We start from the raw sequence: 25,233 nt of genomic DNA on the forward strand, positions 1-25,233 counted from the left end.
GAGCTTCAAGTAGATGGCGCTGAACAGCTTGCAGCTGCAGCTTAAAAATCCCCCCACAACTGCTGCGCTACGCTCAGGGCGACGACAGGTGCGGTTTCGGTGCGCAGCACGCGAGGGCCGAGGCGGGCAGGATGGAACCCGGCGGCGCGCGCCTGCTCGACTTCCGTATCGCTCAGTCCACCTTCAGGGCCGATCAGAAATGCCAGAGAGCCTGGTTGTTCATGGCGTGCCAGTGGTTCGGCGACAGGATGCAGGACCAGCTTCAGCTCGGCCTCCACGGCGAGCCATTGCGCAAGTGGCGCGGGTGGATGGATCACTGGAATGACCGAGCGCCCACACTGCTCGCAAGCGCTGATGGCGACTTGGTGCCAATGAGCCAGGCGCTTGTCGGCCCGCTCATCCTTCAGCCGCACTTCGCAGCGCTCGCTGACAATAGGGGTGATTTCCGCAACGCCCAGCTCAATGGCCTTCTGGATCGCCCAGTCCATCCGCTCTCCACGCGACAGGCCTTGACCAAGGTGAATTCGCAGTCGCGATTCGGGCAGACCGACGAGTTGTTCATGCAGCTCTACCCGCACCTGCTTCTTGCCAACCTCGACTAGTTCGCCTTGATACTCCCGGCCGCTGCCGTCGAATAATTGCACGGCCGCGCCCGGCGAGAGGCGCAGCACTCGACCGATGTAATGGGCCTGGGCCTCGGGCAGTTCGTGCTGGCCGAGGGAGAGCGGGGTGTCGACGAAGAAGCGGGATAGGCGCATGAGAGCAGCTGCGAGCGGCAAGTTGGGACCGGCAAGTTTAAAGCATCTACCGTCCTGCTAGCAGTGCTTGGCTTGCCACCCGGGCGTCAGCCCGGATCGTGAAAGTTCGCAGGAGCGCCGGGCGCCACGGCTACGGTGACCGAGGCCCGGGTGGCTATGTCGATGCCCTCGGTGGCGACTTCGGCGAGAAAGTCGATCTGCTCTTCGGTGATAGTGTAGGGCGGCAGGAAGTACACGACGCTACCGAGTGGGCGCAGCAGGGCGCCGCGCTGCAGCGCATGCTGGTAGACCTTGAGGCCGCGCCGTTCCTGCCACGGATAGGGCGTCTTGCTGGCTTTGTCGGCGACCATCTCGATAGCGACGGCCATACCGGTCTGTCTGACTTCAGCAACCTGCGGGTGATCGGCCAGGTGCGCGGTGGCCGTTGCCATGCGCGCCGCCAGCGTTTTGTTCGCTTCGATCACCCGGTCCTGCTCGAATATATCCAGCGTCGCCAGCGCCGCAGCGCAAGCCAGTGGGTTGCCGGTGTAGGTATGCGAATGGAGGAAGGCGCGCAACGTCGAGTAATCATCGTAGAACGCCTGATATAGCTTGTCGGTGGTCAGCACGGCGGCCATCGGCAGGTAGCCGCCAGTGAGCGCCTTGGACAGGCACAAGAAGTCGGGCGTGATGCCGGCCTGTTCGCAGGCGAACATGGTTCCGGTGCGTCCGAAGCCGACGGCGATCTCATCGTGGATCAGGTGCACATCGTAGCGATCGCAGGCTTCGCGCAGCAGCTGCAGATAGACCGGATGGTACATGCGCATGCCGCCCGCGCCCTGGATCAGCGGCTCGACGATCACCGCCGCGATTTCACGGTGATGATCGGCCAGGGTCTGCTCCATGTGCGCGAACATATTGCGCGAATGTTCTTCCCAGTGCATGCCATCGGGACGCAGATAGCAGTCGGGGCTTGGCACCTTGAAGGTGTCCAGCAGCAGCGGTTTGTAAGTGTCGGTGAACAGCGCGACGTCGCCCACGGACATCGCCGCGACGGTTTCGCCGTGGTAACTGTTGGTCAGGGTGACGAAGCGCTGTTTGTTCGGCTGCCCACTGTTGCGCCAGTAGTGAAAGCTCATCTTGAGCGCAACCTCGATACCGGTCGAGCCGTTGTCGGTGTAGAACACTCGATCGAGACCTGGCGGCGTAATCTGTACCAGGCGCTCGGACAGTTCGACCACCGGTTGATGGCTGAACCCGGCGAGCATCACGTGCTCCAACTGGTCGAGCTGATCCTTGATGCGCTGATTGATGCGCTGGTTGGCGTGGCCGAACACGTTGACCCACCAGGAGCTGACCGCGTCGAGGTAGCGCTTGCCGTCGAAATCTTCCAGCCAGACGCCATCGCCGCGCCGGATCGGAATCAGGGGCAGCTGTTCGTGATCCTTCATCTGGGTGCAGGGGTGCCAGAGAACGGCAAGGTCGCGCTGCATCCAGCTGTCGTTCAGGCTCATCATCGTTCCTCGTACAGGTGAGACGGCGCAGCCTAGCAGAAGTAATGCCGGCTTTAGGGAGGCGGACGGAAACATCAACCTGTTCGATATTTTGCAACGAAAAAATACGCTCTACTTCGATCGGTTACTCGTTAGGCTTGCCTCACCTCAATTCCGGAGACCCGTCGATGCAATGGCGAAACTCATCCACCAACTATGGCCTCGTCAGCATCCTGCTGCATTGGCTGGTTGCGATTGCCATGGTTGGCTTGTTCGCGTTGGGTTACTGGATGGTCGGGCTGACCTATTACAGCAGCTGGTACCGCACGGCTCCGGATATTCACAAAAGTGTCGGACTATTGCTGCTTGCTCTGATGGTGGTTCGGGTCGCCTGGCGATTCGTCAGCGACGGTCCCGCTCCGTTGCAGAGCCACGGTCGTATGACACGTCTTGCGACGAAGGTGGGACATGGCGTCCTCTATATCGGTTTGTTCGCCCTGATGATCTCCGGTTACCTGATTTCCACTGCCGATGGGCGACCAATCGGGGTGTTCGGTTGGTTCGAGGTGCCCGCGCTGATCACTTCGATTCCGAAACAGGAGGATATCGCCGGCCTGGTTCATGAATATCTGGCCTGGGGCCTGCTGATCTTTGCCGGTCTGCATGCCCTGGCGGCACTCAAGCACCACTTCATCGATCGCGATCCGACTCTGAAACGGATGTTCGGCCGCGCCGATGACTAATCTCACTCAAAGGAAAATTCCTATGCTCAAGAAAACCTTTGCTGCACTTACCCTGGGTTCGATGCTTTTCGCCGGACAGGCGATGGCCGCCGACTATGTGATCGATAAGGAAGGCCAGCATGCCTTCGTCAATTTCAAAATCAGCCACCTTGGCTACAGCTGGCTGTGGGGCACCTTCAAGGATTTCGAGGGCAGCTTCAGCTTCGATGCCGCGCAGCCGGAAGCCAGCAAGGTCGAGGTGACTCTGCAGACCGACAGTGTCGACTCGAACCATGCCGAGCGTGACAAGCACCTGCGCAGCGAGGACTTCCTCAATGTCTCCGAGCACCCGACCGCGACCTTCGAGTCCACTTCGGTGAAGCCGACTGGCGAAGGTACTGCCGATATCACGGGCGACCTGACTCTTAATGGCGTGACCAAGCCGGTCGTGATCTCTGCCAAGTTCATTGGTGAAGGTAAGGATCCATGGGGCGGCTATCGCGCCGGTTTCGAAGGCACCACGACCTTGAAACTGAAAGATTTCGACATCAAGATGGACTTGGGTCCGGCATCGCAGACCGTGGATCTGATCATCTCGGTCGAAGGTGTTCGTCAGTAATAGAACACGTGTAAAACCACGCCGGCGCAAGCCGGCGTTTTGCTTTTCGGCCAGCGGGCGGGGCGGCTGGAAGCAGGTTGCAGTTGGCTTGTATGGGCTGCTGTAGCCGGGTTAAAGCACTATCGGCTATTTACAAACAGTCGTGCATGTAAGTATATTCGCCGCATTCTGCCATCATTATCTGGCCCAGGGGCGTCCGCTTTCCTGGTTTGCCTGTTCAACGAGGTTCCCAATGTCCATCAAGTCGGCCAGCGCTGCATTGATCTCTCTTTTCGCCGTGGCAACACTGCTCGTAGGCTGCCAGGACGAACAGGCAGCGGTACCTGCCGCGCAGGAGACGCCTCAAGTCGGAGTGGTGACGCTTGAGGCCGAGTCTTTTGCGCTGACTACCGAGCTGCCCGGTCGGGCTCAACCCTATCGCATCGCTGAGGTCCGGCCTCAGGTAGATGGGATCATTCAGAAGCGCTTGTTCACCGAGGGCCGTGACGTCAAGGCCGGACAGCAGCTCTACCAGATCGATGATTCGGTTTATCAGGCTGCATACAAGAGCGCCCAGGCCAGCCTGGCCTCTGCCAAGTCGCTATCCGATCGCTACGCGTTGCTGGTCGAAGAGCAAGCGGTGAGCAAGCAGGCTTACGACGAGGCGCGGGCGACCAGCCTGCAAGCCGAAGCCAATCTGGAGCAGGCACGCATCAATCTGCGCTATACCAAGGTGCTGGCGCCGATTTCGGGACGCATAGGCCGCTCGGCTGTAACTGAGGGTGCGCTGGTGAATAATGGCCAGGCTCAGGAGATGGCGATCATCCAGCAACTGGATCCAATCTATGTCGATGTGACCCAGCCGGCCCGGGAACTGCTCAATCTGCGTCGCGATCTTGCGGAAGGCCGCTTGGAAAAAGCCGGTGAGAACGCCGCCAAGGTGACGCTGACTCTGGAAGACGGCACCGAGTACAGCCACGAAGGCACGCTCGAATTTTCTGAAGTATCCGTGGATGCCGGCACCGGTTCCGTGGTGCTTCGCGCCGTGTTCCCAAACCCCGACAAAGTGCTGCTGCCCGGCATGTTCGTTCATGCGCAACTGGTCGCCGGGGTGAAAAGCGAAGCCATCCTGGCGCCGCAGCAGGGCATTACCCGTACGCCTAATGGCAATGCGACGGCACTGGTCGTCAACGCGGAGAACAAGGTCGAGCTCCGCCAGGTCGTGGCTTCTCGTACCGTTGGTAATCGCTGGCTGATCAATGAAGGGTTGAATGCCGGAGATCGCCTGATCACCGAGGGGCTGCAGTTCATTCAGCCTGGTATCGAAGTCAAGGCCGTGCCGGCTTCAAACGTTGCGTCTGCCCAGCCACAAGCCCAGTAAGGCTGAGCCAAGGATTATCACCTAATGTCCAGATTCTTTATCGATCGTCCCATCTTCGCCTGGGTAATTGCCCTGGTGATCATGCTTGCCGGGGGGCTGGCGATCCTTGGTCTTCCGGTCAACCAGTACCCCAGCATTGCTCCACCTGCGGTCGGCATTTCCGTGAGCTATCCCGGTGCCTCGGCACAGACGGTCCAGGATACCGTGGTGCAGGTCATCGAGCAGCAGATGAATGGTATCGACGGTCTGCGCTACATCTCCTCGGAGAGCAACTCCGACGGCAGCATGACGATCACCATTACCTTCAACCAGGGCACCGATCCGGACATCGCCCAGGTTCAGGTGCAGAACAAACTGCAGCTCGCCACGCCCCTGTTGCCGCAGGAAGTCCAGCAGCAGGGCATCCGCGTAACCAAGGCCGTTCGAAACTTCCTGATGGTGGTCGGCGTCGTCTCGGCGGACGGCAGCATGAACCAGAGCGACCTGGCCGACTATATCGTCTCCAACATCCAGGACCCCTTGTCGCGTACCAACGGGGTGGGCGATTTCCAGGTGTTCGGTTCGCAGTACGCCATGCGCATCTGGCTGGATCCGGCCAAGCTGAACAACTTCCAGCTCACGCCGACCGACGTCGCCAATGCGATCCGCACCCAGAACGTACAGGTCTCCGCCGGCCAATTTGGTGGGTTGCCAGCGGTTCCCGGGCAGCAACTGAGCGCCACCATCATCGGCAAGACGCGTCTGCAAACGCCCGAGCAGTTCCGCGAGATTTTGTTGAAGGTCAACGGTGACGGCTCCCAGGTACGTCTGAAGGATGTCGCCAGGGTCGAACTGGGCGCCGAGCGCGCAGCCATCACCGCGCTCTACAACGGCATGCCGGCTGCCGGTATTGGCATCAAACTGGCCACCGGCGCCAACGCGCTGGACACCGCCAAAGCGGTACGCCAGACCATCAGTGACTTGCAGCCTTTCTTCCCTGCGGGGATGGAAATCGTCTATCCGTACGACACGTCCCCGGTAGTCTCGACGTCCATTACCAACGTAGTGCACACCCTGTTCGAAGCCATCGTGCTGGTGTTCCTGGTGATGTACCTGTTCCTGCAGAACTTCCGCGCAACGCTGATTCCAACGCTGGCGGTGCCAGTGGTACTGCTGGGTACGTTCGGCCTGCTGGCAGTGTTTGGCTTCAGCGTCAATACCCTGACCATGTTCGCCATGGTCCTGGCGATCGGCCTGTTGGTGGACGATGCCATCGTCGTGGTGGAAAACGTCGAACGGGTAATGGCCGAGGAGGGGCTGTCGCCGCTGGAAGCGACACGCAAATCCATGGTCCAGATCCAGGGCGCGCTGATCGGTATCGGTCTGGTTCTTTCGGCCGTGTTCTTGCCGATGGCCTTCTTTGGCGGCTCTACGGGCGTCATTTACCGGCAGTTCTCGATCACCATCGCCTCCGCGATGACCCTGTCGGTACTGGTTGCGCTGATTTTCACTCCAGCGCTTTGCGCGACCATGCTCAAACCGATCGAGAAGGGCCATCATCACGAAAAGCGCGGCTTCTTCGGTTGGTTCAACCGCACCTTCGATCGCGGCGTGAACCGCTACGAGAAGGGTGTCGTTGCGGTACTGAAGCGCAAGATCCCCTTCATCATCGTGTATCTGGTCATCGTTGCGGCGCTGGCGGTGCTGTTTAGTCGTTTGCCCAGCGCGTTTTTGCCGGACGAAGATCAGGGCGTGCTGTTTGCCCAGGTGCAGACGCCGGTGGGTTCGACCGCCGAGCGTACCCAGAAGACCGTCGATGCGATGCGCGAATACCTGCTGACCGAAGAAAGTGAAGTGGTCAACTCGGTGTTTACTGTCACTGGCTTCAATTTCGCTGGCCGCGGTCAGAATTCGGCATTGGCGTTCATCGGACTCAAGCCCTGGGATGAGCGTCCGGACGCCGAAGATAGCGTCTTCGCTCTGGCGCAGCGCGCCCAGCAACATTTCGCCATTTATCGAGATGCACAGGTGTTCGCCTTCGCGCCGCCTGCGGTCATGGAGCTCGGCAATGCCACCGGCTTCAACTTCTTCCTCCAGGACCGCGCCGGCCTTGGTCATGAAGCCCTGATGGCTGCGCGCAATCAGTTCCTCGGGATGGCGGCGCAGAGCCCAGTGCTGCAGGCGGTACGCCCGAACGGCCTGAACGACGAGCCTCAGTATCAGCTGCTGATCGATGACGAGAAGGCCCGGACGCTGGGTATCTCCCTGGACCAGATCAACAGTGCACTGTCGATTGGCTGGGGGTCGAGCTATGTCAACGACTTCATCGATCGTGGTCGGGTGAAGAAGGTCTACATGCAGGGCGCGGCGCCTTCGCGCATGGGACCGGAGGACTTCGACAAGTGGTTCGTGCGCAACGATCAAGGTGAAATGGTGCCGTTCAGCGCGTTCGGCAGTGGCAAATGGGTTTATGGCTCGCCCAAGCTGTCGCGCTACAACGGCGTTTCGGCGATGGAGATCCTCGGTGAGGCGGCCCCGGGTTACAGTACGGGTGACGCGATGGCCGAGGTCGAGCGCCTCGCGCAACAGCTACCGTCAGGCGTAGGTGTGTCCTGGACGGGACTGTCCTATGAGGAGCGCCTGTCCGGCGATCAGGCGCCGGCGCTCTACGCGCTGTCGCTGCTGGTGGTGTTCCTCTGTCTGGCGGCGCTCTATGAAAGCTGGTCGATTCCGTTCGCGGTGATGCTGGTGGTCCCGCTGGGTGTCATCGGCGCACTGCTTGCGACCCTGGGCCGCGGTTTGTCCAATGACGTGTTCTTCCAGGTGGGTCTGCTGACGACCATCGGTCTGACCGCGAAGAACGCGATTCTGATCGTCGAGTTCGCCAAGGATCTGCACGAACAAGGCATGAGTCGCTTCGATGCGGCGGTCCAGGCATGCCGCATGCGCCTGCGCCCAATCATCATGACCTCGCTGGCCTTCACCCTTGGCGTGGTACCGCTGGCGTTGGCGAGCGGTGCGGGTGCTGGCAGTTCGCATGCTATCGGTACGGGTGTCATCGGCGGCATGGTGACGGCCACGGTGCTGGTCATTTTCTGGGTGCCGCTGTTCTATGTTCTGGTGTCTTCACTGGGCGAGCGTAAAAAAAACGCCGCTGAAGAACCGAAGGGAGATGCGCAATGAACAAGTCGGTACTGGCCCTTGCACTGCTGACAGCGCTTAGTGGTTGCTCGCTGATTCCCGAATATCAGCGCCCTGATGCGCCCACGGCGGCCAGCTGGCCGGAAGGCGAAGCCTATGAGGGCACATCTGCTGCGACCCAGGAGCAGATCAATCTGGGCTGGGAAGCGTTTTTCCGCGATCCCGCGCTGCGCCAGCTGATCGAAGTGGCGCTGGAAAATAACCGTGATCTACGGGTCGCGGCACTTAACGTCGACGCCTATCGCGCGTTGTATCGCATCCAGCGCGCCGATCTGCTGCCGCTGGTAAGTGCCGACGGTAGCGGCAGTCGCACCCGTACACCTGGCGATCTCAACCAGACCGGGCAGAGCGGCATCAGCAGTCAGTACAGCGCGACGTTCGGCGTCTCCTGGGAGCTGGATCTGTTTGGCCGTCTCGACAGCCTGCGTGAGCAGGCGCTGCAGGAATACTTCGCGACCGAAGCGGCGCAGCGCAGCACGCAGATCAGCCTGATCGCCAGTGTCGCCAACGCCTGGTTGACCCTGCAGGCTGATCAGGCCTTGCTTCAGGTCAGCCGCGACACGCTGAAGACCTACGAGCAGAGCCTCGGATTGACGCAGCACAGCTTCGATGTGGGCGTCGCTTCGGCGCTTGAGCTCAGCCAGGCCCGCAGTGCGGTGGATACGGCGCGGGTGCGCATCGAACAGTATACCCGCCAGGTCGCTCAGGACCGTAACGCGCTGACCCTGCTTCTCGGTCAGAACATCCCCGTCGGCCTTCCGGCTGCCGGCGATCTGGAACGCGAGCAACTGGCGGTGCTGCCAATCGGCCTGCCTTCCGACCTGCTCCACAAGCGTCCCGACATCATTCAGGCCGAGCGTCAGCTCAGGGCGGCAAATGCGAATATTGGCGCGGCCCGAGCGGCGTTTTTTCCGCGTATCAGCCTGACCGGCGCGGCGGGTACGGCGAGCAGCGAGCTATCCGGCTTGTTTGATGGTGGCTCCAGCTATTGGACGTTCTCGCCGAGCATCAGCGTGCCCATCTTCAATGCCGGGCAGTTGCGCGCCAATCTCGATTACGCGGAAATCAGCCGTAACATCCAGGTTGCACAGTACGAGACGGCCATCCAGACCGCATTTCGTGAGGTGTCCGATGGCTTGGCCGCCCAGGCGACCTATACCCGTCAGGTCCAGGCTCAACGTGACTTGCTGGATACCAGTGAAGATTATTTCCGCCTGGCGGAACGACGTTACCGCACCGGCGTGGATAGCTACCTGACCTTGCTCGACGCTCAGCGCCAGCTGTTCGACGTGCAGCAGCAGTACATCGCTGATCGTCTGGCGCAGATGATCAGCGAGGTCAATCTGTTCAAGGCATTGGGTGGCGGTTGGGACGTGCAAGCCGAGCCGATTCCCGGCGAAGGCTGATCGTCTTCGGTGGGCGCCAGCGCCCGCCGGACACCTACCCACCGCTGTACAAACAAGAACGCCGCCCCGAAGGGCGGCGTTCTTGTTTAGCGTCCCGAATCAGCGATTGCGGGTCAGCAACGCGGGCTTCTCGCCGCGGGGCTTTGTCGGAAGCTGATCCAGTTGCTCCACGCTTGGCAATCGATCGAGTTTCGATTCCTTATGGATGATCACTGGCTGCTTTTCCTTCGGCTTGGCCGCGACATCCTGACGGGCACGGCTATCGTTGTCGATCCGACGTCCTTCGTTCTTGCGTCGTGGTTGACCTTCGCCGCGGGGTTGGCCTGGCTTCCGTTTGCCTTTGCTGGCGGCGCCTGGCGAGCCCGCACCGCCGCCGCGCGGCCCTGCCGCAGCACGAGGTTGGCCGGTGCCGGGTTGCGCGGGAGCGCCCGGGCGGCGGCCACGGCCCTGTTTGTTCTGGTAAGGGCTGACGTAATCGACGCGATTGCCGAAGTTGTCCAGATCGTCATCGAGAAACACTTCTGGATCACGGTCACTGGGCAGGCGCGGAGGACGATTGGCCGGTGTAGTGGCGGCCTCTGCTGTCGCCGAGCCTTGGCTGGCATTGGCGTTGCGCGGTTTGTTCCGACCGCGGCGGTTGCGCTCACGGTCTTTTGGCTCAGCACTGGTTTCGGCCGCCTTGGCTGCACGCGGCTTGCGCTCGCCGCTGCGTGCTGGTCGCGGCTGACGCGCTTCGCGCACTTCGGGTTTTTCCGCCTCGATGGTGCTCGCGTCGAAGCCCATCAGGTCGCCATCCGGAATCCTCTGCTTGGTCATCCGCTCGATGCCCTTGAGCAGCTTTTCCTCGTCCGGCGCGACCAGCGAAATAGCCTCACCGCTGCGTCCGGCACGGCCGGTACGGCCGATGCGGTGGACATAGTCCTCCTCGACGTTGGGCAGCTCGAAGTTGACCACATGTGGTAGCTGATCGATATCCAGGCCGCGAGCGGCGATATCGGTGGCGACCAGAATTCTTACCTGATTGGCTTTGAAGTCAGCCAGTGCCTTGGTCCTGGCGTTCTGGCTCTTGTTGCCGTGAATCGCGACAGCCGGCAGACCGTGCTTGTCGAGGTATTCGGCAAGGCGGTTGGCGCCATGCTTGGTACGGGTGAACACCAGCACCTGTTCCCAGGCGCCCTGAGTGATCAGGTGCGCAAGCAGCGCGCGCTTGTGGCTGGAGGCGATGCGGAACACGCGCTGCTCGATGCGCTCGACCGTGGTATTCGGCGGCGTGACCTCGATGCGCTCCGGCTCGTGCAGCAGCTTGCCGGCCAGGTCGGTGATGTCCTTGGAGAAGGTTGCCGAGAACAGCAGGTTCTGCCGCTTGGCGGGCAGCTTGGCCAGCACCTTCTTGACGTCATGGATGAAGCCCATGTCGAGCATGCGGTCGGCTTCATCGAGGACGAGGATTTCCACATGGCCGAGATCAACGGCCTTCTGGTTGGCCAGATCGAGCAGGCGGCCCGGGCAAGCCACGAGCACGTCGAGGCCCTTGGCGATAGCCTGGACCTGCGGATTCATGCCGACGCCACCGAAGATTACTGCGCTTTTCAGCGGCAGATCGCGGGCGTAGACCTTGAAACTGTCGTGCACCTGCGCGGCGAGTTCGCGGGTCGGTGTCAGCACCAGCACGCGGGGTTGGCGCGGTCCGTGGCGGTGTTCCCGGTCTGGATGACCGCCGGGAAACAGCAATTCGAGTACAGGAAGGGCGAACCCACCGGTCTTACCGGTGCCTGTCTGTGCGGCGACCATCAGGTCGCGTCCTTGCAACACGGCGGGAATGGCCCGCTGTTGCACTGGTGTAGGCTGGGTATAGCCAGCGGCCTCGACGGCACCGGCTAAAGCCTCGGAGAGACCGAGGGAAGCAAAGGACATGAGTAATCCTGTCTTGTAGAGGGCGAAGCCCCGGGATGGTCATGCCTGGCCCGAATCGCGACTGGCGTGCGATCCCGTCCGGTCCTGTCGCATTTGGGAGAATGCCGACATCCGGACGTAAGCCTGGCGGAAACGCGGAGTATAACAGAGCTTGTTAACGCCGCATTGGTGGGACAGTGTGGCAGTTCGCAGGTTCATTGGCCAGCTCCCTGTTTCGCAGGGAGCTGGCGAAGTGATCAGCGGGACAGCCCGAGGTTGTCCCAGATCGCCAGGCTCGGCTCGGCCTGGTTCAGCGTGTAGAAGTGCAGACCCGGCGCGCCGCCAGCGAGCAGCTTCTCGGACATCTCGCTGATGACCTGCTCGCCGAAGGCCTGGATGCTGGGCATGTCATCACCATAGGACTCCAGCTGCTTGCGCACCCAGCGCGGGATTTCCGCGCCGCAGGCGTCGGAGAAGCGCGCCAGTTTGCTGTAGTTGGTGATCGGCATGATGCCCGGCACGATCGGCGTCTCCACACCCAGTTTGCGCACCCGCTCGACGAAGTAGAAGTAGCAGTCAGCGTTGAAGAAGTACTGGGTAATGGCACTGCTCGCGCCGGCCTTGGCCTTGCGCACGAAGTTGGCCAGGTCGTCCTCGAAATTGCGCGCCTGCGGATGCATCTCCGGGTAGGCAGCGATTTCGATGTGGAAGTGATCGCCCGTTTCGGCGCGAATGAATTCCACCAGTTCGTTGGCGTAGCGCAGCTCGCCGCTGGCCATGCCCATGCCCGACGGCAGGTCGCCCCGTAGCGCGACGATGCGTTTGATGCCTGCTTCCTTGTAGAGATTCAGCAGCTCGCGCAGCTCCTGCTTGCTGTCGCCCACGCAGGACAGGTGCGGCGCCGTCGGCACCTTCACCTCGCCGTCGAGCTGCAATACGGTGTTCAGCGTGCGATCGCGGGTCGAGCCGCCAGCGCCATAGGTGCAGGAGAAGAAGTCCGGCTTGTACTCGGCCAGTCGCCGTGCGGTGGCCAACAGTTTTTCATGCCCGGCTTCGGTCTTGGTGGGGAAGAACTCGAAGCTGATGGAGGGGCGATTCAGAGAAGTCATTTATTTTTACCAAGCTTGAAGCCTGAAGCTGGAAGCCAAAGCAGCGGGAACTCCCCGACTACTTCTGGCTTCCAACTTCCAGCTATTAATACCGATAGCTGTCCGGCTTGAACGGCCCTTCAACCTCGACGCCGATGTACTCGGCCTGCTTCGGCGTCAGCTGGGTGATCACCCCGCCGAAGCCACGGACCATTTCAGCCGCGACTTCCTCGTCGAGCTTCTTCGGCAGGACCATGACGGTGACGTTCTTGGTCTTTTCCACGACCGGCAGGTCGGCGAACTTCTCGTTGAACAGGTGGATTTGCGCCAGCACCTGGTTGGCGAAGGAGCCGTCCATGATGCGGCTCGGGTGACCGGTGGCGTTGCCCAGGTTCACCAGGCGGCCTTCGGCGAGCAGGATCAGGTAGTCGTCGTTCTGTGCATCGAAGCTGCCGGCGCCGGTGCGGTGGATCTTGTGCACCTGCGGCTTGACCTCTTCCCAGGCCCAGTTCTTGCGCATGAAGGCGGTGTCGATCTCGTTGTCGAAGTGACCGATGTTGCAGACCACGGCGCGCTTCTTCAGCGCCTTGAGCATGCCCGCGTCGCAGACGTTGGCGTTGCCGGTCGTGGTGACGATCAGGTCGATCTTGCCCAGCAGAGCGGCGTCGATACAGGCGTCGGTGCCGTCATTGATGCCGTTGTTATACGGGGAGACCAGCTCGAAGCCGTCCATGCAGGCCTGCATGGCGCAGATCGGGTCGACTTCCGAGACCTTGACGATCATGCCTTCCTGGCGCAGCGACTGCGCCGAGCCCTTGCCTACGTCACCGTAGCCGATCACCAGCGCCTGCTTGCCCGACAGCAGATGGTCGGTGGCACGCTTGATGGCGTCGTTGAGGCTGTGACGGCAGCCGTACTTGTTGTCGTTCTTGCTCTTGGTGACCGAGTCGTTGACGTTGATCGCCGGGATCTTCAGGGTGCCTTTCTTCAGCATGTCCTGCAGGCGATGCACGCCAGTGGTGGTTTCCTCAGTAACGCCGTGGATGCGCTCGAGCGCCTGCGGAAATTTATCGTGCAGGATCTGGGTCAAATCGCCGCCGTCGTCGAGGATCATGTTGGCGTCCCAAGGCTGGCCGTCCTTGAGGATGGTCTGCTCGATGCACCATTCGTATTCTTCTTCGGTCTCGCCTTTCCAGGCGAATACCGGGATGCCGGCGGCGGCGATGGCTGCAGCGGCCTGGTCCTGGGTAGAGAAGATATTGCAGCTGGACCAGCGTACTTCGGCGCCAAGGGCGGTTAGCGTCTCGATCAGTACGGCAGTCTGGATGGTCATGTGGATGCAGCCGAGGATCTTCGCGCCTTTGAGCGGCTGCTCGCCGGCGTACTTGCGGCGCAGGCCCATCAGTGCGGGCATTTCCGATTCGGCGATGATGATCTCGCGGCGACCCCAGTCAGCCAAAGAAATGTCGGCGACCTTGAAATCAGTGAAACCGGCAGGCGTCATGACAGCGCTCATGAAGAGTTCTCCATTCGTTTTGTGCGAATGGGCGCCGTTGATGCGTATGGTTAACGCCCCATCCGAGCCTGACAGGTGATGCTTGATTGGATCTGCTGCGGCGCGCCAGGTAAACAGCGTGGCTTGCAAGATCCAAACAGTTATCAAAACCTGCTGCAGCGCCCCTCGGACAGGTGGCGGGCACGGTCGAACAGTGTCGACCGCGTGAAACCCGGCGATTATAGCCGCGACCGCGAGTAATCCCAAGCCCGGCGCGGCGCATGCTGGCGGGGTTCTTGGCCCCATAGCGCGATTCGATACATGGCTCGCGCGCCGATGCGCCGTCCGTTTGCCGAACTCCATCAGGACCACGGTGGTCGAACCTGAAGGTTCGGTGAGCCTCGCCGGGCGACGATCTACAGGAGCTGCCAACATGAACCTCTTGTTCCGTTCTGTTCTGCTTGCATCTATCGCTGCGTTGAGCCTGCCAGTGGCGGCCAATTCCTGTTATGTCAAAGCCGAAACCTCGGGCGCCGTGCCGCCGCCGGTGGTCACCGAAAAGTGCTTCGAATTCCAGGGGCTGGATGTTGAAGCCCTTGACTGGGTTTGCAGTGACACCGAGGCGGTTAAGAATTCCCAGCGTGAAATCCGCGACAGCTGCCCGTCTGGCCATTTCGGAGTATGCACCGCAGCGATCACGCCGGAGACGCTGGCCAACGAACGCGCCACTGGTACGCAGGCGGACGGCTCGCCAGCGCCAACGACCCTGCCTGAAGACGCGCGCATCGTGACATACAACTACGAATCGACTGATCGCGCGCAGGCCAAGATCGACTGCGAAAGCGCGGGCGGTGAATGGTCGCAGTAGCGGACGTTTGGTGAAACAGCCGCTTGCGGGGATAATCGCCAGCCGTCGTGTTTCGAGTGGTTGAACCATGAAGCTGATCCCGTTGAGTGTGTTGCTGGTCGCCGTTTTCGCATTGGCCGGCTGTGATCGCATCGATCCCGACTCGCCGCTCGGCAAGCGCAAGGCCATTTATCAGCAGATGCTCGATACCAAGGAAGACCTTGGCGGCATGCTGCGAGGCCGGCTGCCGTTCGATTCGCAGAGCTTTACCAGCGGCGCGGCAAAGCTGGACGAGCTGTCGCGGCAACCCTGGCAGCATTATCCGGAGGTCAAGGAAGAGCAGAGCGATGCTCGCGAGGACGTCTGGCACAAGCAAGAGCGTTTCAATCAGCTGGCCCGCGAGCTGGAAGCGCATACCGCCGCGCTGGTCGCCGCGACGGCTCAGAAGCCGCTGACCACCGAGAGCGTCACGCCGGCTTTTCAGCGTGTGGAGGATGCCTGCGAGGCTTGCCACAAGGAGTTTCGTGCGTATTGATACGGGCCTTGATCAGGCCTCTTTTGCATTCAGCGCTTGGCCGCTTCGAGCTCTTCCCGAGCCTGATCCAGGCGTCGTTTGTGCAGTTCGATCATCTGCGCATCACCCGTTCCGAGCGCTTCGCGCAGCTGCGCTTCCCGCTCGCTGGCTAGTCGAGTCGCCCGTTCCACCTCTGCATGGTTGGGTTGGATCGGGATCATGCCGCGGCAGCGTTCATTAAGGCTCGTCACGCGCTCTTCGAGCGCCCGGCGATGAGCGTCCTCGCCCTTGAGGCGGGCATCCTGAATCTGCTCGCCAAGGATTTTGCGCGCGTCACGGCAGGCTTCCGCCGGTTGCGGTGCTGCAATGGATGGCTGCGTAGTGCAAAGGCCGAAGAGCAGCAGCGAGAGAATGCTTCGCCGGAACATGGGGACTCCTTTCTTATTGTTGATCTTCTGACTGAGTCGAGCCGGCTAAGTGCCGTCAGAAACCGGCTATCCCGGCGTTGCGTAGCCGATCACGCAGTTTGACGACTTCCGGCTCCCGGAAAAATGCATGCAACTGGTTGGCGCGGGTGACGCCGATTCCGGGCTCGGCCTGCCATTGTGCGGTGCTTCGGGCCGCGAGGGTTTCCCAATCCGTCTCGATGAAAGCACTGCCGCTTGGCGGTAGACCGATTGCGCGCAGCCAGGCGGCGAATGGGCGTTCGCGCGCGAGTCGATAACTGGCCATCAGTGCTTCGGCGCTGGTTTTGCCGATGCCAGGGATCCGATGAAGATCGGCCTCGTCGAGATCGAGCCAGCCGAGCAGTTCGTGAAGCGCGCCTGCATCGACCAGCGCCTTCCATGTGCCCGGCCCCAGGCGCGGCAGGTCCAGGCCCTTTTTGCCGCTCAGCCAGGCGAGTCGGGCAACGAACTGCTGATCGCAGCCAGGGCTGGCGTTCCAGCAGCTTTGCCAGTGGTAGTTGGCGGGGTCGGGCGCCTTGATCACCTGCCGCTGTTGCGCACGCAAGACGACTGAATCCAACTGTGGAATCGTCAGGCCGGCAAGCTTGATCGCGACCTGATCGCCAGGCTGAATGTCGTCCGCACGCCAGCGTTCGAGGGAGCCGAGGCTGACGCGGGTGATGTGGCGATCATCCAGCCGGACCGGCTCGATCTGCAGAATCGGCGTGATTCGGCCGCTGCGGCCGATCGTGAACTGCACCTGCCGAACCTGCGCCAGGGCGGTGCGAAGCGGATATTTCCAGGCGGCCGCCCAGTGCGGCGGTTGAGCTTGCCAACGTGTGCCGTTCGGCCGCGTGCCCTGGCGCAGCACGACGCCATCGGTAGCGAAGGGCAGCGGGTAACGGTACCAGCGATTACGCCAACGCTCGGCTTGCGCCAGGTCGCCGATTGGCTGGGTCAGTTCCGCGCTTGCTTTGAAGCCAAGGGCTGAGAGCCCCTCTAGGCGCGTCTGCATCCGTGCCGGCCCGTTCGGCCAGTCCCAAACGAACAGCCCAATCTGCGCCGCAATGCTGTCGTCGATGGTCTGGCGTGCCATGGCGCCGGAAATTTTGCCGCGCGCGCCGACACCGCCAGCCTGCATCTGGATATGCGCATCGAGACGCCAGTAAAGCTCGCCTTGCAGAATCAGCTCGCCATCGCTCGCCAGGCTTTGCGGTATCGCTGGTAGTTGCCGGGCCCGCTCGGTCCAGTCTTGGCCATGGCTGCCATCGCCGCGACTGATGGCTTGGACGAGGCGGCCGTTCCGGTAGTGCAACGTGACCGCGACGCCATCGACTTTCGGTTGGATCCACAAGCCGTTGCGCGCTTCGATCCAGGCCTGCACCGAGGCCGCGTCGGCCAGTTTGGTGAGCCCCGTCTGAGCAATGGGGTGCTCGATGGGGCCGGCGCTATTGGCCAGCGGATCCGAAGCGTCCGTGGCGATCCCCGGAAAGCAGGCTTGCCATGCCCTTAACCGGCTGCGGGATTGGTCGTAGAGCTCATCGTCCACCAGCGAGATGCCACGCCCGTGATAGGCGTCGTCCCATAGCCGAAGCTGCTGGGTCAGCGCAGTGAGCTCGCTGGTGGCGCGTGATTCGGACCAGTCCGGACAGTTGGCCTGTACGGCGGACGTCAAAAGAAGCAGGGTCAACGCGATCAGGCGTGACATGGCGGAGCATCCTTGCTCGATTGGAAAATGCAGGGTAAGCCGCTTGGCATGGCTGGCAACTCACTAGATCGTGGTCGCGCTGTGCTCGGCGGCGGTGCTGGCGCATGGTAAACAATTTCGGCTTAAAGTCTTCGGCAGTCGGACCTCGGCCGATCAAACCGTGCCGCAAGTCACTCCAATGTGTGGGTCCGCAGCGCGATATGGCGCGGTTTCGCCAGTCCGGCTGCTGCCTATGATGGGTGTCAGACGCTGCCGGCGATCACCTCGCAGCCCATCGCAGCACCTGGTTAATGAGCGAGCTAACCAGTTGCGCTTACAATTGCCGGTCAATCCTTATGGAGTTATCAGTCCGTGCAACCCGTGATCTCCATCGAACAACTGAGCAAGACTTATGCGTCCGGGCATCGGGCGCTCAAGCAGATCGATCTGCACATTCGCAAGGGCGAAATCTTCGCCCTGCTCGGGCCCAACGGAGCGGGCAAGACCACGTTGATCAGCATCATTTGCGGCATCGTCAATCCCGGTAGCGGGCGGGTGCTCGTCGATGGTTACGACATCATTGGCGATTACCGCCAAGCCCGCTCGAAGATCGGTCTGGTTCCGCAGGAATTGTTCAACGAAGGCTTCGAGAGTGTCTGGGCCACGGTGCGCTTCTCCCGCGGCCTGTTCGGCAAGGCGCCGGACGATGCCTATCTGGAAAAGCTGCTGCGCGACCTGTCGCTGTGGGACAAGAAAAGCGCGCGCATCATCGAGCTGTCCGGCGGCATGAAGCGCCGGGTGATGATCGCCAAGGCGCTGTCCCACGAGCCGAGCATCCTGTTTCTCGACGAGCCCACCGCTGGCGTCGATGTCGAGCTGCGCCGGGACATGTGGGAGATGGTTCGCGGTCTGCGTGAGCGCGGCGTGACCATCATCCTCACCACGCACTACATCGAAGAGGCGGAGGAAATGGCCGATCGCATCGGCGTGATCAGCCGGGGCGAGATCATTCTGGTCGAGGACAAGCACGTCCTGATGCACAAGCTCGGCAAGAAGCAGCTGACACTGCACCTGCAACGGCCGCTGGCAGAAATCCCGGCGGAGCTGGCTGGATATCCGCTGGAGTTGATCGACGGCGGCAACGAACTGGTCTTTACCTTCGATGCCCAGCACGAGGACACCGGCATCGCCGATCTGCTCAGACGTCTCGCGGCACACGGGATCGATTTCAAGGATCTGCAATCGAGTCAGAGCTCGCTGGAAGAAATCTTCGTCAACCTGGTAAAGGGAAGCCGCACATGAACTTCCATGCAATCCGCGCCATTTACTTATTTGAGCTGGCACGCACCTGGCGTACGTTGCTGCAGAGCATCGCCACGCCGGTCATTTCCACATCGCTGTACTTCGTGGTGTTCGGCTCGGCGATTGGTTCGCGGATGGAAGCCATGCACGGTATCCCGTACGGTGCTTTCATCATTCCCGGCCTGATCATGATGGCGCTGCTGACGGAGAGTGTTTCCAACGCCTCGTTTGGTATCTACATGCCGCGCTATTCCGGGACCATCTATGAGGTCCTGTCGGCGCCGGTTTCCTATCTGGAAATCGTCATCGGCTACGTCGGCGCGGCTGCGACCAAGTCCATCATTCTTGGCTTGGTGATTCTGGTCACCGCGCGGCTGTTCGTCGATTATCAGATCCAGCATCCGCTGATGATGGCGCTATTTCTGGTGCTCACGGCGGTGACCTTTTGTCTGTTCGGCTTCATCATCGGTATCTGGGCTGACGGCTGGGAAAAGCTGCAGATCGTGCCGTCGCTGGTCGTCATGCCGTTGGCCTTTCTCGGCGGCAGCTTCTATTCGATCGAGATGCTGCCGCCGCTGTGGCAGAAGATCACCCTGTTCAATCCGGTGGTCTACCTGATCAGCGGTTTCCGTTGGAGCTTCTACGGTGTTTCGGACATCGGTGTCGGTATCAGCCTGGCGATGATTTTCGGCTTTCTCATCGCCTGCCTGCTGGCCGTATGGTGGATATTCCGGACGGGTTACCGGCTGAAGAATTGAGTCACAACGCTTTCCGACCCGCATCGCCGGTAACATGCAATGCACCCTTCTTTTCGAGGCAAACATGAAACTTGTTTCTTCTCTCGCCGTTCTGGCCGCTCTCAGTCTGGCAGCCGGCTCGGCTACCGCCTTCGATCTTGGCGAGGCTGCACGGGCGGTTTCGGGCATCACCGGCAACGGCGCCACGCAGAACTCGTCGCAGGGCCAGGCGCTTAACCTTATCGGTCAGCTCGACGAGCTAGACGTCACGCCCACCCAAGCTCTTGGTGGCAGCGGGGCGCTGCTGCAACTGGCAAAACAGCAATTGGGCAGCGCCGATTACGCCCAGCTGGCCAAATCCGTGCCGGGCATCGACAAACTCACCGGCGACAGCGGGCTGGATCAGCTCGGCCAACTGGGTGCGCTGACTGGACTGCTGGGTCAGTCGGATACCAGTGTCAATGCGCAGACGGCCGCCGCGGTGGACAACGTGCAGAGTCTGGGCGACGTCAACCAGGCATTCTCCGCGCTGGGCATGGATGCCGGCATGGTCGGCCAGTTCGCGCCGATTCTGCTGCAGTATTTGGGCAGTCAAGGAGTGGGCGGCTCGCTGTTGCAGAGCTTGGGCGGCATCTGGGATGTTGGCGGCGCTTGATTCACGCTCGGCATAGAAGCCCCGTTCGGTATTGCCGGCGGGGCTTTTTCATTCCGCAGAGCGTGAGCTACCAGGAGCCGTAAGGGATGCCGTTTTTATCTATGTAGGCTTTGGATTCAGGCTCTAACGGCAATGCGTATCGACCGCCGGTCTTGCCTTGGGATGGCCCTTTGGGCTCGATTTCCGCCTGGGCGCGTAGAACCTCGATGGGACCACCGCAGGTGCTCATTACCCAGCCTCTTACCACACCGCCAGGGGCGAGCCCCAGCGCCAGAGCATGGCGGTAGTCACTGGTGCGGCAGGGCGGGTCGAGCCGCTCATTCATCAATTGCCGCGCACGCTCAGGAATCTCAAGAGTGACCCGGTAGGTTTGTGGCTCCGCGAGCGACTGCCAGCGTACATAAATGCGCCTGGGTAGCTCGGCTCCGTTAACGTGGCGGCCCGCGCCCCAGCCGAAGCGTTTGCCCCATCCGGCAGCATTTCCTTTGCCTTCAGATGGCGTGCGAACGGCAGCTATGCCGCTGCCTACGTGGAAGAATTTGTGTTCGCGAATATCTTCCACATCGGCGGTTTCCACCCAAACTTCCATATAGTCCGGAGCGAGAAAGCCCAGGCGCCAATACGGATAGGGCAGGTTGCCTGCGTACTGTTCGGGAGTGGCGCAACCTGAGAGCAGGAAAGCTAGCAGGCCAAGCAATACCGATTTCATCGCTTCGCTCCCAAGGTATCGTCGTGATGCACGCGGCCGTTCTCGGCCGGGGCATTTACGAAAACTACGCTCCATCTGCCACCGCCCTGTCCAATCGCGGCATTCCAATTAGACGAAAGGTGGATATAGCGCTGGCGAAGCAGCCGTTCTTCATCCTCATCCAGTAATCCACTGCCCCCCATCGCCCGCGCCAGCAACTTCTTGCCGATAGATAGGAGTTCCTCTGGCACGATCAAGTCCTCAGTTTCAGGTATCTCCTTGAAAGGCACTTTCTCGTCAACTGCCAACGCATGCATTACTCGCAGATACACCCGAGACAAATGCCCATACACCGTGCGCTCCAGATAGGGCGCTGCTATTACGTATTTCATCTGGTCGTTGCGCGAACCGCTGAGTGGCGGGAAATATTCCCAAGCATCGGTTGCCAGGCGAGCGGCGTGGTCCTGCGGATCGAGCAGATCGGCTTGGTGAGCGAGAGCGGTGTCCTGCTGCGCCTGTTGATAAGCCAGCGTGCGCAGCGGATCGGTCTCACGGCTGACCCAGTTGCGGCGCGGGCGAACGAGGTAGAGGCGTTCCACGGACTCTTTCAGGTAACCGCCGCCCAGGTCTGAGTGAGCGCCTGGCAGCATGATTTCGCGGTGTGGCGAAGAGACCCGGTTGAGGGAGAAGTTGCGGCGGTGTTCGTCACGAGCCACCAGATGCACGACCTGGCGGGCCGCATCAGGCGCCAAGTAAAGATCGATGTCACCGTTTATGGCGTCGCTGGGGTTGGCCCAATCGTTCCAGCCGCCGATTGCTGCAACCGTATCGAACAGACCGATGAAATTGATGGTGACGTTGTGATGCCAGTCGAACCCTGGCCCGGGGACGAATTTCCCCTTACGACGCAGTGCACCCAATGGCCCCTGGACGCGCTTGTTGACCTGATTGGCGAAATGCCGAGCGGCCGCTGCGCCCCGACTGAAGCCGAATATGTCCAGCTCCAGGGCTCCGAGTACTGAACTCGGGTTTGTCTGCTGGAATGTATCCAAGGCCTGGGTAATGAGCGAAAAACCTTCGTCGACTTTGGCTTCAACGCCGGTGTCGCCCCGCCCGAGTGCCTGCCCAGGAAACTGCGAGTCCTTTTCGCCAGTCGTTGTACCGATGCCAGTTACATAAATACGGAGAGTGGCTTGAGTCAGTTCTTCTGCCAATGGCTGGCCGGAATCGTCCTGATACAAGTCATACAACCGCCAGATATTGCTCATATCGTTCCCATAACTACTATCCGGATCGAGGTGGTGAGCTTCGCAGCGCTGCACGATCGCCAACGTTTCTTCCTCGCCCAAACCAATATCCGAGGCGCGGCACTGCGCGCCGACAGCACTATTACTTGCGTTGTTGCCGGTGCCGTCGAAGAACACGCCGATGCGCAGGGTGACGGCCTGGCGGCAGTCGAGTTCTTCCTCTTCCTCCTCTTCTTCCAAGCCGTGCGGAGCATCGCGGCCAGGGTCTGCTTGCTCCAACGCTCGGGCCTGGCTGGGAGTCGGTTGCGGCGGATGAGGTGAGCGCAGCGATGTGGTCCTATCGAAGGCCTGAGCTTGCGCCGCTGGCTGAAGGTTCAGGGGTGCAGGCGGTGTAAAAGGTGCCGAGACTGAAGCGTTGCCGATGACGACAGTTCCGGAGCCGCCCACGATCACGTCGCCGTGAGCGCCAACGCTGCCCAGCGTGGCGGCCGGTTTACCGTTGATCAGTACTTTGGAAACGAGGTTGCCCGATAGCGCACTACCACAGCCGGTGGCGTCACCCAGGCGAGCGGCGGGCAAGCTGTCGAACAGTACGTCGGGTGAGCCGGTGGCGATGGGGTTATTACCGTGCCCAGTCTTTGGGCAGGCCGTAGGATCACCGAGGCGGGCGGCAGGTTTGCCGGACATGACCAATCTCCTTATCGGTATGCGAGCCGGCACCTTGCCGCAAGGCAATAGCGAGCGCAAACGACGCTCCATTTTTTATGGGCTGGTTCGCAGCCTGTGCCCCGGCCGTGCCAGAACTTGCGCAGCGAAAAAAGAAAAGCCCCGTCAGCACAGGGCTGGCGGGGCTTTCTTGCAGCATGAGGCCTGCAGCTTGCCGCTGCTTTACAGCCCGGCAGCCGCGCGCAGTGCGTCGGCCTTGTCGGTCTTTTCCCAGGTGAATGCGGTGAAGGTGTCGCCACCGACCGTCATTTCATAAGGATCGCGACCGAAGTGACCGTAGGCCGCAGTAGCCTTGTACATCGGGTGCAGCAGGTCGAGCATGGTGGTGATCGCGTAGGGACGCAGGTCGAAATGCTCGCGCACCAGGGCGACGATTCGCTCGTCGCTGAGCTTGCCGGTGCCGAAGGTGTTGATCGAGATCGAGGTCGGCTGGGCCACGCCGATGGCGTAGGAAACTTGGATTTCGCAGCGCTCGGCGAGGCCTGCGGCGACGATATTCTTGGCCACGTAGCGGCCGGCGTAGGCCGCCGAACGGTCGACCTTGGACGGGTCCTTGCCGGAGAAGGCTCCGCCGCCGTGACGGGCCATGCCGCCGTAGGTGTCTACGATGATCTTGCGCCCGGTCAGGCCGCAGTCGCCCACTGGGCCGCCGATGATGAACTGGCCGGTCGGGTTGATGTGGAACTGGGTGTCCTTGTGCAGCAATTCGGCCGGGATGACGTGCTTGACGATCAACTCCATCACCGCTTCCTTGAGGTCGGAATGCTTGACCTCGGGGTTGTGCTGGGTGGAGAGGACGATGGCGTCGATGCCTACGACTTTACCGCCTTCGTAACGGCAGGTGACCTGGCTCTTGGCATCCGGGCGCAGCCACGGCAGCAGGCCGTTCTTGCGCGCTTCGGCCTGGCGCTCGACCAGTGCATGGGAAAAGCGGATCGGCGCGGGCATCAGCACATCGGTTTCGTTGCTGGCGTAGCCGAACATCAGGCCCTGATCTCCCGCGCCCTGGTCTTCCGGCTTACTGCGGTCGACGCCCTGGGCGATATCTACCGACTGCTTGCCGATGATATTGATGATGCCGCAGGTGGCGCCATCGAAGCCGACTTCCGAGCTGTTGTAGCCGATGTCGATGATGACGTCGCGCACCAACTGCTCAAGGTCAACCCAGGCGCTGGTGGTGACTTCGCCGGCGACGATCGCCACACCGGTCTTGACCAGGGTTTCACAGGCCACGCGGGCGTGTTTGTCTTCGGCGATGATTGCGTCCAGCACCGCATCGGAGATCTGGTCGGCGATCTTGTCCGGGTGCCCTTCGGACACGGACTCGGAGGTGAAAATCGAATATTCGCTCATCTATCGGTTCCTAATTACCGGTGGGTGAGTCGGCTGTCAGTGGCGGGCCGGGAAAAGTACCGGGCCTGGATCTGAAAACCGTTCTTCAAGCCAATGTAGAGGCTCTCGCCGGGCGTGAGCCCCGCGGCATCGGCCCAACGGGCCAGATCGTCCTGTTCGAAGCCCAACCAGAGATCGCCGCAGGCCTTCCTGGCCCAACTCTGATTGTGGCTGCACAGCTCGGTGAGTAGCAGGCTGCCGCCCGCGTTCACCAGCCGCGCCAGTTGCTTGAGCGCATCACCCGGCGCGGCCAGGTGATGCAGAACCATGTTCAACACGACGCAATCGGCCGATGGGCATTCGTCCTGTAAAGCATCGGCGAGTTTCAATTCGACGTTGTCCAGCGCCTCTTCTTCGCAACGTGTGCGCGCCAGTTCGAGCATCGCCGGGCTGTTGTCGACAGCGATCACCCGCGCGAAGCGTGCGGCCAGCTCCGGTAGAAAACTGCCATCGCCGGGGCCGACTTCCAGCGCGGTCGCAGTCGGCGCGAAGTTCAGTGCATCGAGCAGCGCCACCACGCTATCGCGGTATTGCGGCAGTCCGGCGATCAAATCCTGGCGTGCCTGGAAGCTGCCAGCCATGCGCGTGAAAAAGTCTTCGCTGGCGGCGCTGCGCTGGGCATGCACCGCGCTAATCCGAGTCTGGACGTCGACTGGCAATATCAGTTGATCGACTTCCTCCAGCAGGGCGGCATGCAGCTTGCCGCCGAGAGATTCGCCCTGGGGCAGGCTGCGACGATAGAAGATGGCGTTGCCTTCACGTCGTGTCGCCAGCAGACCGGCCTGGCTCAGCACTTTCAGGTGGTGGCTGATGCCGGACTGGCCGGTGGCGAAGATCTGCGCCAGCTCCAGTACGCCGAACGAATCGCTGGCCAGCGCCCGCAACACATTCAGCCGCAACGAGTCGCCGCCGGCCTTGCACAGGGCGGCGAGCTGATCGCTGTCGTCGAAGGAAATCCGGGGGATGCGCAGGCTCATAAGTCGCGCAGTCTAGTCGGTC

At 61.3% G+C, this 25,233-nt stretch carries 21 protein-coding genes and 1 riboswitch; of the genes, 10 read left to right on the forward strand and 11 right to left on the reverse strand.

Annotation, left to right across the window (positions count from 1 at the left end; genetic code table 11):
- Positions 1-41: 41 nt before the first annotated feature.
- Positions 42-758, reverse strand: coding sequence for a 16S rRNA (uracil(1498)-N(3))-methyltransferase (locus GYM54_RS15920; protein ID WP_181099546.1), 717 nt, complete (start codon positions 756-758; stop codon positions 42-44).
- A gap of 86 nt (positions 759-844) precedes the next feature.
- Positions 845-2,251 (reverse strand): adenosylmethionine--8-amino-7-oxononanoate transaminase, encoded by a 1,407-nt coding sequence (locus tag GYM54_RS15925; protein WP_131649535.1) that lies wholly within the window; start codon positions 2,249-2,251, stop codon positions 845-847.
- Between the two features lie 167 nt (positions 2,252-2,418).
- Between GYM54_RS15925 and GYM54_RS15930 the strand changes: the two genes are divergently transcribed.
- The 5 genes from GYM54_RS15930 (at position 2,419) to adeC (ending at position 9,517) form a co-directional block, all read left to right on the forward strand.
- Positions 2,419-2,973 (forward strand): cytochrome b, encoded by a 555-nt coding sequence (locus tag GYM54_RS15930; protein WP_131649536.1) that lies wholly within the window; start codon positions 2,419-2,421, stop codon positions 2,971-2,973.
- Between the two features lie 22 nt (positions 2,974-2,995).
- On the forward strand, positions 2,996-3,571 hold the full coding sequence (locus GYM54_RS15935) for a YceI family protein (RefSeq protein WP_131649537.1): 576 nt from the start codon (positions 2,996-2,998) through the stop codon (positions 3,569-3,571).
- A 232-nt stretch (positions 3,572-3,803) separates the two neighbouring features.
- Positions 3,804-4,931 (forward strand): efflux RND transporter periplasmic adaptor subunit, encoded by a 1,128-nt coding sequence (locus GYM54_RS15940; protein WP_131649538.1) that lies wholly within the window; start codon positions 3,804-3,806, stop codon positions 4,929-4,931.
- Between the two features lie 24 nt (positions 4,932-4,955).
- Positions 4,956-8,093, forward strand: a complete 3,138-nt coding sequence (locus tag GYM54_RS15945; protein ID WP_181099551.1) for an efflux RND transporter permease subunit — start codon at positions 4,956-4,958, stop codon at positions 8,091-8,093.
- The gene (gene adeC, locus GYM54_RS15950; protein ID WP_181099553.1) at positions 8,090-9,517 is read left to right on the forward strand and encodes an AdeC/AdeK/OprM family multidrug efflux complex outer membrane factor; all 1,428 of its coding nucleotides are present in this window, start codon (positions 8,090-8,092) and stop codon (positions 9,515-9,517) included. The genes GYM54_RS15945 and adeC overlap by 4 nt, the downstream gene beginning before the upstream one ends.
- Before the next feature lie 99 nt (positions 9,518-9,616).
- Here the strand turns inward: adeC and GYM54_RS15955 are convergent, their stop codons facing one another.
- The 3 genes from GYM54_RS15955 to ahcY form a co-directional block, all read right to left on the reverse strand.
- Entirely contained in the window at positions 9,617-11,431 is a 1,815-nt protein-coding gene (locus GYM54_RS15955; protein WP_181099555.1) for a DEAD/DEAH box helicase, read from the reverse strand.
- Between the two features lie 236 nt (positions 11,432-11,667).
- Positions 11,668-12,519, reverse strand: a complete 852-nt coding sequence (metF, locus tag GYM54_RS15960) for a methylenetetrahydrofolate reductase [NAD(P)H] (protein WP_197444894.1) — start codon at positions 12,517-12,519, stop codon at positions 11,668-11,670.
- An 85-nt stretch (positions 12,520-12,604) separates the two neighbouring features.
- Positions 12,605-14,014 carry an adenosylhomocysteinase gene (gene ahcY, locus GYM54_RS15965; RefSeq protein WP_197444895.1) on the reverse strand — a complete coding sequence of 470 codons (1,410 nt, stop codon included), beginning with the start codon at positions 14,012-14,014 and terminating at the stop codon, positions 12,605-12,607.
- A gap of 22 nt (positions 14,015-14,036) precedes the next feature.
- Positions 14,037-14,187: riboswitch (S-adenosyl-L-homocysteine riboswitch) on the reverse strand.
- Between the two features lie 239 nt (positions 14,188-14,426).
- Here ahcY and GYM54_RS15970 point away from each other — a divergent pair.
- Together GYM54_RS15970 and GYM54_RS15975 are read left to right on the forward strand one after the other, a co-directional pair.
- Entirely contained in the window at positions 14,427-14,861 is a 435-nt protein-coding gene (locus GYM54_RS15970; protein WP_181099560.1) for a hypothetical protein, read from the forward strand.
- Between the two features lie 67 nt (positions 14,862-14,928).
- Entirely contained in the window at positions 14,929-15,375 is a 447-nt protein-coding gene (locus GYM54_RS15975; RefSeq protein ID WP_197444896.1) for a cytochrome c, read from the forward strand.
- Between the two features lie 29 nt (positions 15,376-15,404).
- On the opposite strand, the gene GYM54_RS15980 is transcribed toward GYM54_RS15975, so the two are convergent.
- Complete coding sequence (locus tag GYM54_RS15980; protein WP_197444897.1) at positions 15,405-15,782, reverse strand: DUF1090 family protein; 378 nt, start codon at positions 15,780-15,782, stop codon at positions 15,405-15,407.
- Between the two features lie 55 nt (positions 15,783-15,837).
- Entirely contained in the window at positions 15,838-17,508 is a 1,671-nt protein-coding gene (ligB, locus tag GYM54_RS15985; protein ID WP_197444898.1) for an NAD-dependent DNA ligase LigB, read from the reverse strand.
- Between the two features lie 351 nt (positions 17,509-17,859).
- Between ligB and GYM54_RS15990 the strand changes: the two genes are divergently transcribed.
- The 3 genes from GYM54_RS15990 to GYM54_RS16000 all read left to right on the forward strand — a co-directional run bounded on the left by GYM54_RS15990 (position 17,860) and on the right by GYM54_RS16000 (position 20,181).
- Positions 17,860-18,789, forward strand: coding sequence for an ABC transporter ATP-binding protein (locus tag GYM54_RS15990; protein ID WP_197444899.1), 930 nt, complete (start codon positions 17,860-17,862; stop codon positions 18,787-18,789).
- Complete coding sequence (locus tag GYM54_RS15995; protein WP_197444900.1) at positions 18,786-19,547, forward strand: ABC transporter permease; 762 nt, start codon at positions 18,786-18,788, stop codon at positions 19,545-19,547. The genes GYM54_RS15990 and GYM54_RS15995 overlap by 4 nt, the downstream gene beginning before the upstream one ends.
- A 64-nt stretch (positions 19,548-19,611) precedes the next feature.
- Positions 19,612-20,181, forward strand: a complete 570-nt coding sequence (locus GYM54_RS16000; protein ID WP_197444901.1) for a DUF2780 domain-containing protein — start codon at positions 19,612-19,614, stop codon at positions 20,179-20,181.
- Between the two features lie 67 nt (positions 20,182-20,248).
- Here GYM54_RS16000 and GYM54_RS16005 read toward each other — a convergent pair whose 3' ends face one another.
- The 4 genes from GYM54_RS16005 to GYM54_RS16020 form a co-directional block, all read right to left on the reverse strand.
- Positions 20,249-20,890, reverse strand: a complete 642-nt coding sequence (locus tag GYM54_RS16005) for a DUF2931 family protein (RefSeq protein WP_197444902.1) — start codon at positions 20,888-20,890, stop codon at positions 20,249-20,251.
- The gene (locus tag GYM54_RS16010) at positions 20,887-22,803 is read right to left on the reverse strand and encodes a phospholipase effector Tle1 domain-containing protein (protein WP_197444903.1); all 1,917 of its coding nucleotides are present in this window, start codon (positions 22,801-22,803) and stop codon (positions 20,887-20,889) included. The genes GYM54_RS16005 and GYM54_RS16010 overlap by 4 nt, the downstream gene beginning before the upstream one ends.
- A gap of 201 nt (positions 22,804-23,004) precedes the next feature.
- Positions 23,005-24,195 (reverse strand): methionine adenosyltransferase, encoded by a 1,191-nt coding sequence (gene metK, locus GYM54_RS16015; RefSeq protein ID WP_181099580.1) that lies wholly within the window; start codon positions 24,193-24,195, stop codon positions 23,005-23,007.
- 14 nt (positions 24,196-24,209) lie between these two features.
- The gene (locus tag GYM54_RS16020; RefSeq protein WP_197444904.1) at positions 24,210-25,211 is read right to left on the reverse strand and encodes a metalloregulator ArsR/SmtB family transcription factor; all 1,002 of its coding nucleotides are present in this window, start codon (positions 25,209-25,211) and stop codon (positions 24,210-24,212) included.
- Positions 25,212-25,233 lie beyond the last annotated feature (22 nt).

This window comes from Pseudomonas sp. MTM4, assembly GCF_019355055.1.
Lineage (GTDB): Bacteria > Pseudomonadota > Gammaproteobacteria > Pseudomonadales > Pseudomonadaceae > Stutzerimonas.